The organism is Micromonospora coxensis, assembly GCF_900090295.1.
In the GTDB taxonomy this organism is placed as follows: domain Bacteria; phylum Actinomycetota; class Actinomycetes; order Mycobacteriales; family Micromonosporaceae; genus Micromonospora; species Micromonospora coxensis.
The window spans coordinates 3,398,599-3,414,007 of record NZ_LT607753.1 but is presented as its reverse complement, the minus strand read 5'-3'; the positions used below and the strand labels follow the sequence as shown (position 1 = coordinate 3,414,007).

General features: G+C 72.3%; 9 protein-coding genes. 6 read left to right on the top strand and 3 right to left on the bottom strand.

What is annotated here, in order from left to right:
- Window positions 1-43 precede the first annotated feature (43 nt).
- Both GA0070614_RS15400 and GA0070614_RS15395 read right to left on the bottom strand, forming a co-directional pair.
- Entirely contained in the window at window positions 44-1,684 is a 1,641-nt protein-coding gene (locus tag GA0070614_RS15400) for a sodium/solute symporter (RefSeq protein ID WP_088976608.1), read from the bottom strand.
- 1 nt (window position 1,685) lies between these two features.
- The gene (locus GA0070614_RS15395; protein ID WP_088976607.1) at window positions 1,686-2,096 is read right to left on the bottom strand and encodes a hypothetical protein; all 411 of its coding nucleotides are present in this window, start codon (window positions 2,094-2,096) and stop codon (window positions 1,686-1,688) included.
- A 340-nt stretch (window positions 2,097-2,436) separates the two neighbouring features.
- Here GA0070614_RS15395 and GA0070614_RS15390 point away from each other — a divergent pair, with 340 nt between their 5' ends.
- The 5 genes from GA0070614_RS15390 (at window position 2,437) to GA0070614_RS15370 (ending at window position 11,922) form a co-directional block, all read left to right on the top strand.
- A complete protein-coding gene (locus GA0070614_RS15390) occupies window positions 2,437-3,696 on the top strand; it encodes a hypothetical protein (protein ID WP_157745011.1) in 1,260 nt (419 codons plus the stop codon).
- A gap of 199 nt (window positions 3,697-3,895) precedes the next feature.
- Window positions 3,896-5,998: a choice-of-anchor D domain-containing protein gene (locus GA0070614_RS15385; protein WP_088976605.1), complete on the top strand. Its 2,103-nt coding sequence runs from the start codon at window positions 3,896-3,898 to the stop codon at window positions 5,996-5,998.
- Window positions 5,999-6,085: 87 nt separating this feature from the next.
- Window positions 6,086-7,462, top strand: a complete 1,377-nt coding sequence (locus GA0070614_RS15380) for a hypothetical protein (protein ID WP_157745009.1) — start codon at window positions 6,086-6,088, stop codon at window positions 7,460-7,462.
- 140 nt (window positions 7,463-7,602) lie between these two features.
- Entirely contained in the window at window positions 7,603-9,675 is a 2,073-nt protein-coding gene (locus GA0070614_RS15375; protein WP_088976603.1) for a hypothetical protein, read from the top strand.
- Window positions 9,676-9,831: 156 nt separating this feature from the next.
- Entirely contained in the window at window positions 9,832-11,922 is a 2,091-nt protein-coding gene (locus GA0070614_RS15370) for a hypothetical protein (RefSeq protein ID WP_088976602.1), read from the top strand.
- A gap of 227 nt (window positions 11,923-12,149) precedes the next feature.
- Here the strand turns inward: GA0070614_RS15370 and GA0070614_RS15365 are convergent, their stop codons facing one another.
- Window positions 12,150-12,977, bottom strand: coding sequence for an SDR family oxidoreductase (locus GA0070614_RS15365; protein WP_088976601.1), 828 nt, complete (start codon window positions 12,975-12,977; stop codon window positions 12,150-12,152).
- 272 nt (window positions 12,978-13,249) lie between these two features.
- Here GA0070614_RS15365 and GA0070614_RS15360 point away from each other — a divergent pair, with 272 nt between their 5' ends.
- On the top strand, window positions 13,250-15,334 hold the full coding sequence (locus GA0070614_RS15360) for a choice-of-anchor D domain-containing protein (RefSeq protein ID WP_088976600.1): 2,085 nt from the start codon (window positions 13,250-13,252) through the stop codon (window positions 15,332-15,334).
- Window positions 15,335-15,409 lie beyond the last annotated feature (75 nt).

Below are 15,409 nucleotides of genomic sequence, written 5' to 3'. Positions count from 1 at the left end.
CCCGCCGAGGGACGATCTCCCGTCATACCCAGGGAGTACGTCCTCAGCCGCGCAGCGCCTCCGGGGCGTGCAGCCGGAGCATGGTGGCCCCGACGTCGGTGGGCGCCCGACGGCGGGTCGCCATGGACACGGCCACCATCACGGTGAACGCGAGCGGCACCGTCCAGGCGGCCGGCTGCGCGGTGAGCGTGGCCGGCCAACCGGACAGCGGTGGCCCGAGCACGGTGACCAGGACCGCCCCGATCGCCGCGCCGCCACCGACCAGCACCCCGGCCGCCGCGCCCAGATCGGTCAGGCCGCGCCACCAGATGCCGAGCACCAGCAGCGGGCAGAAACTGGACGCGGCGACCGCGAAGGCCAGCCCCACCACCTGGGAGACGTCCAGCCCGGAGACGTTCAGGGCGAGCACCGCCGGCACCCCGCCGGCGATCACCGTCGCCAGCCGGAAGCCGCGTACCGAGCCGCGCCCCAGCACGTCCGTGGAGATCACCCCGGCGACGCTGGTGAGCAGCCCGGACGAGGTGGAGAGGAAGGCCGCGAACGCGCCGGCCGCGACCAGGGCGGCGAGCAGCCGGCCGGTGGTCCCGTCGCCGAGCGCGGCGCCGGGCAGCAGCACCACCACCGCGTCGGTCTGCCCGGAGACCAGCAGTTGCGGGGTGTAGATCCGGCCGAGCACCCCGTAGATCGTGGGCAGCAGGTAGAAGGCGCCGACCAGGGCGAGCACCACCAGGGTGGTACGTCTGGCCGCCGCCCCGTCCGGGTTGGTGTAGAAGCGCACCAGCACGTGCGGCAACCCCATGGTGCCGAGGAAGGTGGCCAGGATCAGCGAGTACGTGGCGAACAGGCCGCGGTCGTCGTCCCCGGCGGTGCTGGGCAGCAGCCAGTCGGCCGCGCCGGTCGCCACTCCGGAGACCTCGGGCACCCGGTCACCGGCGGCGAAGGTCAGCTCGTCGCCGGGGCGTACCTCCCGGACGGTGCCGTCGGCGAAGGTGAGCGCCGCGCGGTGCTCGACCACGACGGTGGTCGCGGTCCGGAACGCCGGCCCGTCGGGCGGGGTCACCGCGGGGCGGGCGTCGCCCTGCCACTGCAACGCCAGGAAGATCGCGGGTACGGCCAGCGCGGTCAGCTTGAGCCAGTACTGGAACGCCTGCACGAAGGTGATCGCCCGCATCCCGCCGAGCGCCACGTTCGCGGTGACCACCGCCGCGACCAGCAGCGCCCCCACCGGGTACGGCGAGCCGGCCACCGTGGCCAGGGTCAGCCCGGCGCCCTGCAACTGCGGCACCAGGTAGAGCCAGCCGATGAAGATGACGAAGACGGTGGCGAGGGTGCGCAGCCGGCGCGAGCCGAGCCGCAGCTCGCAGAAGTCGGGCAGGGTGAACGCGCCGGAGCGGCGCAGCGGGGCGGCCACGAACATCAGCAGGGCGAGATAGCCGGCGGCGAAGCCGACCGGGTACCAGAGCACGTCGACGCCGTACTTGAGGATCAGCCCGGCGATGCCGAGGAAGCTCGCGGCGGAGAGGTACTCCCCGCCGATGGCGGCGGCGTTCCAGGTCGGGCTGACCGCCCGGGAGGCGACCAGGAAGTCGGAGGTGGTCCGGGCCAGCCGCAGCCCGTAGAAGCCGATGCCGAGGGTGACCAGGGTGACCGCCACGATGGCCGGGACGACGAAGTCGTTGCCCACCTCAGCGCTCCGGCCGCTCGACCAGGTCGGTGAAGTCCTGCTCGTTGCGCTCGGCCAGCCGCACGTACGCCCAGCCCACGGCGATCAGGAAGGGGAAGGAGGTGACCCCGAGCAGCACCCAGGGCAGGTTCACCCCGAGCACGGTGACCCGGCCGACGGCGGGCGCGATGGCGAAGAGCCACGGCAGGCCGCCCAGCCCGACGAGCACCACCAGGGAGAGGCGCAGCGCCAGTGACAGTTGGGCGCGGACCAGCCCGCGCACCAGCGCCTCGCCGACCCGGGTCTGCTGCGCCAGTTCGGTGCGGGTCCGGCCGGGCCGGCTGTCCCGGCGGGACACCTCGGCCAGCACGATCCGCGCCCGGGGCTGCGGTTGCGGCGCGCGGGGTGCGGGCAGCGGGTCGTCGGCGGTCATCTGGGCAGTCTCGCCTGCTCACGCGGGATGTCAAGGGGTGTCCACGGGGCTGTGGACAACGTGTGGACAACGCATCGGACCTGTGGACGACGAGGTGAGGGACCGCATTAAGACACCATTAAGTTCCGCCGGGTTCACCCCTTGTGTTTGATCGGGGTATCTCCTTGCCGCCCTTGAGGCCGCCCCCTACGCTGAGGCGGCAATTCCCTGTTTCCTCTTCATCCACGGGGTTTCTATGCGCAAATTCCGCACTCTCCTCGGCGCGACGCTCGCCGGAGCATGTGCACTGGCCGTGGTCCCGGGTACGGCGTCCGCCGCCCCCGCCGTCACGCCGCAGGCCATGGCCGAGCTCGCCGACACCACCGGTGCCTACTACCCGGTCTCGCCGGCCCGCCTGATGGACACCCGCAGTGGCCTGGGCGCGCCGAAGGCGAAGATCGGCCCGGGCGGGAAGGTCGACCTCCAGGTCACCGGCCGGGGCGGCGTCCCCACCAGCGGTGTCGGCGCGGTGGTGCTCAACGTGACCATCGCCGGCCCGACGGCGGACAGCTTCGTCACGGCGTACCCGGCGGGCGAGGCCCGGCCGGACGCGTCGTCGGTGAACTTCGCCAAGGGCTGGCTGGGCTCGAACAACGTCACCGTGAAGATCGGCTCCGGCGGCAAGGTATCGGTCTACAACCGCAACGGGTACACCGACGTGGTGGTCGACGTGGTCGGCTTCTACGCCAAGGACAACACGATGGTCAACCGCAACGGTGGCCAGTACGAGTGGTACCCACCGAGCCGGGTCTTCGACACCCGCACCGAGCCGGAGGGCAAGCCGGCGGCGGGCACCACTCTGGAGTACGCCCTCGAGTTCGAGGACGCGGGCCAGCACGCGCACATCAAGTCCTTCGTCCTGAACCTCACCGCGGTCGCCCCGGCCAGTTCCGGCTTCCTGACCGCGTGGTCGGGTGCCGGCAGCCGCCCGGTCTCCTCGACGGTCAACTACGGCGCGGGCGTCAACGTGCCGAACCTGGCCTTCGTGCAGACCACGCCGTGCCTCGCCACCGACGGCTGGTGCACCCCCGGCGCGCCGAAGTTCAAGATCTACACCCACGCCGCCGCGCACGTCCTGGTCGACTTCGTCGGCGTGGTGGACGACGGCTACAGCGAATACGGCCTGCGCTTCAAGCCGATGAGCCCGACCCGGATCGTGGACAGCCGGACCAACCTGGGCATCAGCGGGGCGCTCGGCGCCGGCGCGATCCGGAGCGTCACCCCGCCGGGCGGCATGCTCACGGAGACGACCGAGGTGCTGGCCATGAACCTGACCGCCGTCAAGCCGACCAACAACACGGTCCTCACCGTGTGGCAGGACGACCCGGAGTACCCCAAGCCGTCGACGAGCAACCTCAACCCGTACGCCAACCAGGTCGTCTCGAACGCCGTTCCCGCGGTGATCTACCCGTACGACGCGTTCAACGTGCACAACCACAGCGGCAGCACGCACGTGGTGGCCGACGTGGTGGGCACGTTCTACGCCCTGAACCCGCCGGCGGCGTCGGCCCTCGCGGCCAAGCCGACCAAGGCTCAGGTCACCGGTTCGTCGCACCGCTGACCCAGGCGACAGCAGCACGGAGGTGCCCCGGCCGACCGGCCGGGGCACCTTTCGTTTCCGGCCGGTCGGCACATTGCGGGCGCTGGTCCGATTCGCGGATATTGCCTTTTCCCGGGATAGCGGCCGAACGCACTTGTCGGCATTGATCACCGCCCCTAAGCTGGGCCGGCCAATCCTTCCTTTCTTTCACGGGGTGTTCATGCGCAAAATCCGCGCTCTGCTCGGCGTGACCATCGCCGGGGCCTGTGCGCTGGCCGTACTGCCCGGGGTGGCGCTCGCCGCGCCCACCGCGCCGTACACGGTCGTGACCGTCGACGTCGGGGACGCACCCGGCCGCCCGGTCAAGAACTCCGGCGTCTTCGACGCCAGCAACTCCACCATCACCGTGCGGCCACTGTCCGCCGGCTCGCTGACCTGGTCCCTGCACGACATGCCCGGTGGCTCCTGGCTCCAGATCGGGACCGGGGCACCGACCGGGCAGACCTGGACGGTGGGTCAGACGTACCAGACGGCGCGCTTTGCGGACGCGACCCGAGCCCAGCTCGACATCGGCTCCGACGGTATCGGGTGTACCTCCTCCAGCGGCACGATGACCGTCTCGGAGGCCGGGTACGACCCGGAAGCGAAGGTCCTGACCAGCTTCGCCGCGTCGTACGCGTTCAACTGCGGCGGCACCGGGACGATGATCGGCGACCTGCGCTGGAACTCCGGGGTCGAGTACGCCGCCGTCGTCTCCACCCCCGCCCCGGTCCATTTCGGTCGGCTGGAGGTGGAGAGCCCGACGCAGACCAGGACGGTGACGTACCGCTCCGCGGGGACCCTGCCGGTCACGCTCACCTCGGCCACCCTCGCCGGGGCGCAGCCCGGATCGTTCGGCATCGTCGTCGACGACTGCTCCGGCCGCACCCTCCCGCCGGGCGAGAGCTGCACGGTCACCGTGTCGGCCACCGCCACCCGGGCCGGTGAGGTCGCCGCCAACCTCGTCGTGACCGACGACAGCGCGTACGGCAAGCGGGTCGTGCCGTTGAGGTTCACCGCCTTCGACGGCGTGGTCGGCACCTACTACCCGGTGGGCCCGTCGCGGTTGATGGACACCCGCAGCGGCCTCGGCACCGCCAAGGCCAAGATCGGTCCGGACCGGAAGGTGGACCTCCAGGTCACCGGCCGGGGCGGCGTGCCGTCGAGCGGCGTCGGCTCGGTGGTGCTGAACGTGACCGTCGTCAACCCCACGTCGGCCAGCTTCCTGACCGCGTACCCGGCGGGTGAGGCCCGGCCGACCGCCTCCTCGATCAACTTCCCGGCGAAGTGGCTGGGCTCGAACAACGTCACCGTGAAGATCGGTTCGGGGGGCAAGGTCTCCATCTACAACCGGGCCGGCTACACGGACGTGGTGGTCGACGTCGTCGGCTGGTACGCCGGCACCAACGTCGTCGCGACCAGCCACGGCATGGGCGGTCAGTACCACCCGTTCGTGCCGACCCGGCTCATCGACACCCGGCAGGGTGGCGGGGCGCTGCCCGGTGGCTGGTCGATCACCGGGTGGGTCAACTTCAACGAACCGCTCCGGTCGCGCGTGCGGGCGTTCGTCCTCAACATCACCGCCGTCTCGCCCAAGGCCTCGGGCTTCCTGACCGCCTGGCAGGGCGGGCCCGAGGTGCCGGTCTCCTCGACCGTCAACTACACCGCCGGCAAGGTGGTGCCCAACCTCGCCGTCGTGCAGAGCGCGCCCTGTTACTACGACTTCTGCGGTGACGCGTGGGGTGCGCCGTCGTACGAGGTCTACACCTCGGCCACCTCGCACATCGTGGTGGACCTCGTCGGCGTCATCGACGACGGCACGGTCGCGGACGGTCTGCGGTTCACGCCGCGCAGCCCGGTGCGGATCGCCGACAGCCGGATCAACCAGGGCATCTCCGGGGCACTGCCGCCCAACGGCATCCGGGAGGTCACCGCACCGTCCTCGGTGGTCACCGACGCCACGCAGGTGCTGGCGATGAACGTGACCGCCGTGGCGCCGACGAACAACACCGTGATCACGGTGTGGCCGGCCGGCTTCGGCGCGCCCAAGCCGTCTGCCAGCAACCTGAACCCGGCGGCCGGGCAGACCGTCTCGAACGCGGTCATGGGGATCATCGGTCCGCAGGACTCGTTCAACGTGCACAACCACGCCGGCTCCACCCATCTGGTGGCGGACGTGGTGGGCCGCTTCCACCGTTACTCCGGCACGGCGAGCACCACCGTGGCGGGCGTGACGCTCCAGCAGGTCGTCGGATCGGGCTCCGGCCCGGCCGTCCGCCGCTGAACCGGACCGACGCGGGTGCCCGGAGCCGTCCGGGTGCCCGCGTCGGTGCGTCTCCTCCCTCACCGACCCACACGTCACGGGGTACCCATGCTCAGATTCCGCGCGCTGCTCGGCGCGGCCACGGTCGGGGCCTGTGCGGTCGCCGGACTGCCGGCCGTCGCCTCCGCCGCTCCCTCCACGCCGTCCTCAACCCCTGCCGCCGTCACGTCCGACAGTGCCAGGGGCACCTACTACCCGTTGTCACCGGCCCGTCTGATGGACACCCGGACCGGCCTCGGTGGCCGTACCGGCAAGCTCGGTCCGGACTCGAGCCTCCGGCTCCAGGTGACCGGCCGTGGTGGTGTCCCGGCCGGCGGGGTCGGCGCGGTGGTGCTCAACGTGACCGTCACCGGACCCACCGCGAGCAGCTTCCTCACCGTCTTCCCGACCGGGCGGTCCCGGCCGACGGCCTCGTCGGTCAACTTCCCGAAGGACTGGCTCGGGTCCAACAACGTGACCTCGATGCTCGGCTCGGCCGGGGACGTCACCATCTACAACCGCGCCGGACACACCCACGTGGTCGTCGACGTGCTCGGCTTCTACGCGGGCACCGACACCGGTCCGGCCGGTCTCGGGCCGGGCGGGCGGTTCCGGCCGCTGGCGCCGGTCCGGCTCCACGACAGCCGTACCGACCACCGGGGTGCCCTGCCGGCCGGGGCCGCGCTCAACGGGTGGGTGGACTTCGACAACGAGTTCGGCATGGACGACTACAACCGGCACGTCCGGGCGCTCGTCCTGAACATCACCGCCGTCGGCCCGCAGCGGGACGGCTTCCTCACCGCCTGGTCCGGCGAGACCGCGGTGCCGGACATCTCCACGGTCAACTACCGCGCCGGCAAGATCGTGCCGAACCTGGCATACGTCAAGACCCAGCCCTGTCCGCCCTTCGGTTGCGGCCTGGACGGCGCCCCGCGCTACATGATCTACAGTTCCGCCACCACGCACCTCGTGGTCGACCTGGTCGGCGTCATCGACGACGGCACGGTGCCCGGCGGCCTGCGCTTCAGCCCCGCCGTCCCGAACCGGATCGTCGACAGCCGGATCGGCCAGGGGCTGACCGCGGCGCTGGGCACGGCGGAGACCGGCCGGGTCGAGGTGTCGGTCACCGACCCGACCCGGGTGCTGGTGATGAACGTGACCGGGGTCGCGCCGGAGCGGAACACCGTGCTCACGGTCTGGGCGGACGGCGCGGCGAAGCCGACCGCGAGCAACCTCAACCCGGAGGCCGGCCAGATCGTCTCCAACGGGGTGCTCGGCGTCCTCGGCGCTGAGGACGCGTTCCAGGTGCACAACCTGACCGGTCGTACGCACGTCGTCGCCGACGTGGTCGGGACGTTCCACCTCGACCCGGCGACCGCGAGCGGCGCCACCGGCGAGTCGCGGGTGCGGGTGTCCGGCAGCGGCGTCTCGGGTCACGTCCGCTAGCCGTCGACACGTCGGGGCGCTCGGTCTCGCCGGGCGTCCCGACGTCGTCCGTGCCCCGGCGCAGCGCGCTTGTCCCTCCGACCGGCCCTGCCTACGCTGAGCCGACACATTCCCTTCCATCTCTTTCTCACGGGGTCTCCATGCGTTTTCTCCGCACCCTGCTCGGCATGGGTGTCGCCACGGCGTGCGCCGTGGCCGGACTTCCCGGGCCGGCGCAGGCCGCCGACCCGAGGACCGCCCTGGTGGTCAACCAGAGTGGTGGACAGACGCTCGGCCTGCTCGCCGGCGCGTTCGACGACAGCGACACGGAGATGGAGGCGACGCTGGGTGCGGGGGACGACTTCACCCTGACCGCCCACTTCCGTCAGGACGAGCTGCACTACTGGAACGGGGTGCGCACCGCGCCGCCGGCCGACGAGACCTGGCAGGAGGGCGGCGTCTACCCCGCCACCAGCGCCGGGGGCACGAGCGCGCGGCTGAGCCTGGAGGCCGACGGCCAGACCTGTGCCGGCGCCGGCAAGGTGACGGTGAAGCAGGTACGGCGGGACGCGGCCGGGACGATGACCGCCTTCGCTGCCGCGTACGAGTTCCGCTGCGACGGCCAGACCGGGATCGTCGACGGTGAGATCCGGTGGAACTCCGACCTGGACTACGTGGCGGCGCTGTACGCGCACACGCTCGGGTTCGACCGGGTCGAGATCGGCGGCGCCCCCATGGTCCAGGCGGCCCGCTTCTCCTCCCGGGGCAGCACGCCGATCACCTTCGGCGCGGCGAGCATCAGCGGCGCCGATGCGTCGGCCTTCCGGATCGTCGGCAACGACTGCGCCGGCCGCACCCTGCCCTGGGGCGAGGAGTGCACCGTCCTGGTGGAGGCCACCACGACCAGCACCGCCGACCGGACGGCGACCCTGCACCTGGCCGACGACAGCACGTACGGCAGCCGGATGGTCGACCTGCGTGTCCGCGGGTACCACAACGGCGTCGGCAGCTACTACCCGGTGGCGCCGGACCGGCTCATGGACACCCGGGCCGGCTACCCGAACCTGCCGAGCACCCCGATCGGCCCCGGCGGTGAGGTGGACCTCCAGGTCACCGGCCGGGGGGACGTACCGGCGCAGGGGGTCGGCGCGGTCGTGCTGAACGTGACGGTCACCGGCCCCACCGCCGACGGCTTCGTCACCGTCTACCCCTCCGGGGAGGCCCGCCCCACGGCGTCCTCGGTCAACTTCGCGAAGGGCTGGCTGGGCTCCAACAACGTCACCGTCAAGGTCGGGTCGAACGGCCGGGTCAAGGTCTACAACCGCAACGGCGCCACGCACGTGGTGGTGGACGTCGTCGGCTACTACGGCGGCGCCGGGGCGGGGCAGGGCCGGTTCGAGTCGTCGGGCAGCCACTTCCACCCGGTCCAGCCCACCCGGCTGGTCGACACCCGTACCACCGGTGGGGCCGTTCCCGCCGGCGGCACCCGCCGGTACTTCGTGGACTTCGGTCCGCAGCTGAGCCTGCGGAGCAGCGCCCTGGTCCTGAACATCACGGCGGTGGCTCCGGAGAAGAGCGGCTTCCTCACCGCCTGGTCGGGCACGACCGGCGTGCCGGTCGCGTCGACCGTCAACTACGGCGCGGGCAAGGTGGTGCCGAACCTCGCGGTGGTGCAGGACAACTACCAGTGCGACTGCGGCGGCACCTACGCGGTGCCGACGTTCTCCCTGTACAGCTCGCAGAACGCCCACGTGGTGGTGGACCTGGTCGGCGTGATGGCCCCGGTGGAGTCGGTCCCGAACGGGCTGCGCCTGACCCCGCTCAGCCCGACCCGGCTCGTGGACAGCCGCACCGGGCTCGGCACGTCCGGCGCCCTCGGCCCGAAGGTGACCCGGACGGTGACCGCGCCGCCGGCCCTGGTCACCGACGCCACCCGGGCGCTGGCCATGAACGTCACCGCCGTCGCGCCGACCGAGGCCACGGTGCTGACCGTGTGGCCGGCGGGCACCGGCCTGGCCAAGCCGACCGCCAGCAACCTGAACCCGGCGGCGGGGCAGACCGTCTCCAACGCGGCGGTCACCGGGATCGGCCCGGCCGACGCCTTCCACGCGCACAACCACGCCGGCTCCACCCACCTGGTGACCGACGTGGTGGGACGGTTCGACCTGTACCCGTACACGGTGGGCACGGGTGGCGGGTTCACCGTGCTGCGGTCCGGCCCGGCGCTGGGGTAGGCCCGGATCCGGTCCACGAAGGGCGTTCCGGCGGTGGCCGGGACGCCCTTCGCCGTACGGCGTCCGCGTGCTGTGCCGCAGTGGCTTGCCGTCCGGTGGACACCGTCCCTACGCTGGGCCGGCTTCATCTCCCCCTTCCTCTCATCCGGGGTCTTCATGCGCACATTCCGCACACTCCTCGGCGCGATCGCCGCCGGGGTCTGTGTCGCCGCGATGGTGCCGGCGGTCGCCCAGGCCGCGCCCAGCGCGCTTTACACCGCCCTGGTCGTGCACGGCAGTGACCAGGACAGCTTCCTTGATCCGCACACCGGCGTCTGGGACGGCGGCAACGCCACCATGACGCCCACCCTGCACGACGCGGACGCCTTCCAGCTCGCCGCCGATCCCACCGCCGAGGAGGGCACCAGCGAGGTCAAGGTCTACGTCCAGCCGCCGGCGGGACAGACCTGGCAGCCGGGGCGGACGTACGCCGCCGCGCCGGACTTCTCCGGTGAGCAGGCCCGGCTCGAGTTCTCGGACCGGGGTGGCAGTTGCCTGGCGGACGGCACCCTCGCCGTCCGGGAGGTCGTCCGTGACCCGGCGACCGGGAAGATGACCGCCTTCGCCGCCTCGTTCGACTACACCTGCCGGGGCCGCAGCGGCACCGTCGACGGTGAGATCCGGTGGAACTCCAGCGTGGACTACAACGCCGCCGTGGCGAGCGGCCCGCTGGACTTCGGGCAGGTCGAGGTGGCCGGTGACGAGGTCAGCCGGACGGAGACCTTCACCTCTCAGGGGGTCCGCCCGGTCACCTTCGGCGCGGCGTCCCTCGGCGGGTACGACCCGGCGCCCTACCGGATCACCGCAGACACCTGCTCGGGTCGGACCCTGTCGCCGGGCGGGACCTGCACGGTGACGGTGGCGGCCGGCAGCACCAGGGTGGGCGGCCAGATCGCGAGCCTGATCCTCCCCGACGACAGCAGCTTCGGCCGGCGCAGCGTGCGGCTGTACGCGGAGGGATTCCGGGGCGCGGTCGGCACGTACTACCCGCTGGCCACGCCGCAGCGGCTGATGGACACCCGCAGCGGCCTCGGCGGGCGGACCGGCCCGATCGGCGTCGACGGTACGGTCGACCTCCAGGTCGCCGGCCGGGGCGGTGTCCCGGCCGGCGGCGCGGGAGCGGTGGTGCTGAACGTGACGGTGACCGGCCCGACCGCGAGCAGCTTCCTGACCGTCTACCCGGCCGACATGGGCCGGCCGAACGCCTCGTCGATCAACTTCCCGGCGGGCTGGCTCGGCTCCAACAACGTCTGGGTGAAGCTGGGCGCGGACGGCAACGTCAAGATCTACAACCGGAACGGCTCGACCCACGTGGTGGTCGACGTGGCCGGCTTCTACGCCGGCAGCAACGCCGTCCAGCCGACCCGGGGTATCGGCAGCCAGTACCAGCCGGTGTCCCCGGGGCGGCTCTTCGACACCCGTACCGGCGGGGGCCCCATCCCCGCCCGCGGGGTCGAGGAGGGCTTCGTCGACTTCGGCGAGGAGCTGAGCCGGCGGGTGCAGGGCCTGGTCCTGAACGTCACGGCGGTGGCGCCCGCGAGGTCCGGCTTCCTGACCGTCTGGTCCGGCGAGGGCAGCGTGCCGACCTCGTCGACGGTCAACTACGGCGCCGGCAAGGTGGTGCCGAACCTGGCCGTGGTCCGGACGACGTGGTGCACCGACTGCGGCCCGGCCTACCCGGTGCCCTCGTTCGCGGTGTTCACCTCCCAGGACGCCAACGTGGTGGTCGACCTGGTCGGCGTGATGGACGACGGCAACGCCCCCGACGGCCTGCGCTTCACCCCGGTGGCGCCGACCCGGATCGTGGACAGCCGCACCGGGCTGGGCACGTCGGGCGCGCTGGGCCCGAAGGTGAAGCGGACCGTCACCACCCCGTCGGAGCTGGTCGGGGCGGCGACGCGGGCACTGGCGACCAACGTGACGGCGGTGTCGCCCACCCAGAACACGGTGCTCACCGTCTGGCCGGCCGGGGAGGAGAAGCCCACCGCCAGCAACCTGAACCCGGCGGCGGGGCAGATCGTCTCCAACGCCGTCCTCACCGGCCTCGGCCCGTCCGCCGCGTTCCACGCGTACAACCACGCCGGCAGCACCCACGTGGTCACCGACGTGGTGGGCTCGTTCTGGCTCTACCCGGCCACCGCGAGCGAGCCGACGGCGTCGCTCGCCGGCACTCCGCACTTCGCGGTCGCCGGCTCGGGCACCCACTAGCCGGAACCCCTCGCGAAGGGCGTCCCGTGCCGGCACGGGACGCCCTTCGGCCTTCAGGCACCAACCCACCGGACGGCCCCGGCCGAGCGGCGCTGCCACGCCGAGGCGGGTGGTCCGGCGGCGATCCGGTCAGCGCGGAGGCGGCGGCGCCGGTGCCGTCGTCGGCGTCATTGGTCACGACGTGACGACCGGAGGCTGACCGGTCCGACACCGAGCCCGGACGGAGGTCACGCGAGGGTGTGATGACCCGCCTTGACGACCTGGTCGTACTCACTGCGCCGGGCGTCGTAGGCGGCCTCCAGGAACGTCTCGGAATCGGATCCCACCGGCAGCCGTAGTGGCGGCGACTCCATCTGGCCGAGCCGCCACACCACGTCGGCGAAGAGCTCGGGGGAGTTCACCTCAGCCCTGGTGTTCATGGTGCGCAGCGCGCCGAGCAGGCCGTCACTGACCGGCGTGTAATCCGCGATCCGGTGCGCCGGCATGGCCAGGTTGGCGCTGTACCCGGTGGCGAAGCCGCCCGGCTGAAGGATGGTGACCTTCACCCCGAGGTGTCCGGCCTCGGCGGCCAGCGACTCGGCTGCTCCCTCCACCGCGAACTTGCTCGCGGTGTACGCGGCCAGCCCGGGGAAGGGAACCATGCCGGCGACCGAGCTGACGAAGATCGCGTGCCCGCAGCGCTGCGCGCGCCACATCGGCAGCACCGCCCGGGTGAGCCGCCACGGCCCGAACACGTTGGTGTCGAACTGCGCGGCGAGCTCCGCGTCGGAGACCTCCTCGAAGGCGCCGAACTGGCCGTAGGCGGCGTTGTTGACCAGGACGTCGACGCCGCCGAAGGCGTCCACCGCCCGCCCGACCGCTGCCGCGCACTGCGCCGGATCCCGTACGTCCAGGGCGGCGGCCAGCACGTTGCCCGGATGCTGAGCGACCAGCCCGTCGAGGGTTTCCGGCCGTCGGGCCGTCGCCACCACCTGCTCTCCCTCGGCGGCGAGCCGGGCCGCGAGGGCCCGACCGAGTCCGCTCGAACACCCCGTGATCAACCAACGCTTCGCCATGCTCTCGACCCGCCCGATCCGATGGGTTACCTGTCGAGAGCAGAGTGTCAAGGCCGGTGACGCGGGTGAAAGGGCTCGGCCTGTCGCCAACCGGATTCGTCGGGTACCCGGCGCACGTACCGAACGCTCGTCCACGCGTCGGACGGCACCAAGGTGGGCGACGTCTTCCTGATGTACGAAGCGCGACCGGGTCCGAACGGCTGTTGGCGCACGCCGGCACCGGCTCATACGCTGAGTCGATCAAGCCTCCTTCCTCCTCGTCCGAGGTGTCCATGCGTATGTTCCGCGCCCTGCTCGGCGTCACCGTCGCGCTGACCGGCACGGCCGTCGGGCTGTCGACGACCGCCTCCGCCGCGCCGGCCGGCCCGATCACCGCGATCACCGCCGACCGTGGCGACCACGGCCACACCCCGGTCCCCGCCTCCGACGTGTGGACGCCCGACAACGCGGTGGTCACGGTCACTCCGTCCGCCGGTGACGCGCTGCGGCTGAAGGCGACCCGGGGCGACCAGTTCATCCAGATCGACGTCGCGCCACCGACCGGGTCGCAGTGGACCGCCGGGCAGATGTACCTGGCGGCCCGGTTCCCGGACGCCGAGAACGCCAAACTCGAGATCACCACGCCGGGCTCGGGCTGCAACACCGTCACCGCCGCCGTCACCGTGCTCGAGATCGCCCGCGACCCGGGCAACGGGCAGCTGACTACGTTCGCCGCGTTCTACGAGTTCCAGTGCGGCACCGACCGGGGCGTGCTCAGCGGGGACCTGCGGTGGAACTCCACGGAGGGCTACCTGGCGGCGGTGCCCGATCCCGGCCGCCTCGACCTCGGTCACGTCGAGGTGGGCGGTGCGGTCGCCTCCCGTACCGTCACCTTCACGTCCCGGGGGACCCTGCCCGAGGTCTTCGGCACGGCAGGGGTCCTGGGGCCCGGGGCGGCCCAGTACGCCCTCACCGCCGACACCTGCTCCGGTCGTACGGTGGCGCCCGGCGAGAGCTGCGCGATCACCGTCGCCACCCGGGCCACCCTGACCGGATCGCACACCGCCACCCTCCAGTTGCCCGACAACAGCGGTCGGGGAGTCCGGCTGGTGCCGATGTCCTACGGCGCTGCCTACGGGGTGACCGGCATGTACTACCCACTGCCGCCGCAGCGCCTGATGGACACGCGCAGCGGGCTGGGCGGGCACCAGGGGAAGATCGGCGCCCGGCAGACCGTCGACCTGCTGGTGCAGGGGCGCGGCGGGGTGCCGGCCGGGGCCGGTTCGGTGGTGCTGAACGTGACGGTGGCCAACCCGACGGCCGCCGGCTTCCTCAACGTCCACCCGTCCGGTGGGGCCCGTCCGAACGCCTCCTCGGTCAACTTCCCGGCGGGCTGGCTCGGCTCGAACAACGTCACCGTCAAGCTCGGGGCCGAGGGCAGGATCGCGATCTACAACCACAGCGGCAGTACCGACGTGGTGGTGGACGTGGTCGGCTTCTACGCCGGTGACCACCTGGACCTGGCGACCGTCGGCATCGGTGGCAACTACGCCCCGTTGCCCCCGACCCGGCTGTTCGACTCGCGCAAGACCGGCGGCCTGGTGCCGGCCGGCAGCGCGGTGCGGCTCTGGGCGGACTTCGGTCCCGAGTTGAGCGGCCACGTGCGGGGGCTCGTCCTCAACGTGACGGTGGTCAAGCCGGAGCGGGCCGGCTTCCTCACCGTCTGGTCCGGTGACGGGGCGGTGCCGACCGCGTCGACCGTCAACCACGGGGCGGGCACGGTGGTGCCGAACCTGACCATCGCCCGGACCGCCCGCTGCGCCGACTGCGGGCCCGGGCACGCGGTGCCGTCGTTCGCGGTCTACACCAAGCAGAACGCGCACCTCGTGGTGGACGTGGTCGGTGTCATGGACGACGGGCAGGTGCCCGACGGCATGCGGTTCCGTCCGACGTGGCCGACCCGGGTGGTGGACAGCCGGAGCGGCATCGGGTTCAGCGGTGCCCTCGGCCCGAACGGATTGCTGTCGGTCAGCGTGTACGACCGGGAGGAGGTGCCCCGGGACGCCGAGGCGCTGGTGACGAACGTGACCGCGGTGTCCCCGACCACCGACACGGTCATCACGATCTGGCAGGCGGACCTGGCGAAGCCGACGGCGAGCAACCTGAACCCGGCCGCCGGGCAGACGGTGTCGAACGCCGCGGTCCCCGGGCTCGCGGCCCCCTCCTGGTTCAGTGTGCACAACCACGCCGGCAGCACCCATCTGGTGGCCGACGTGGTCGGCACGTTCCACCGTCACCCCGGCACGTCGACCGGGGAGCTGCCCCGGGGCACCTCCCGGTACGCCGTGGTCGGCTCGGGGAGCCGCCTCCTGCGCTGACGCCGTCGAGCACGGCGGTGGCCCGGGACCTCGCCGCGTTCGGTACGGACACCAGGGCCGGTACGGGGGCGCCCC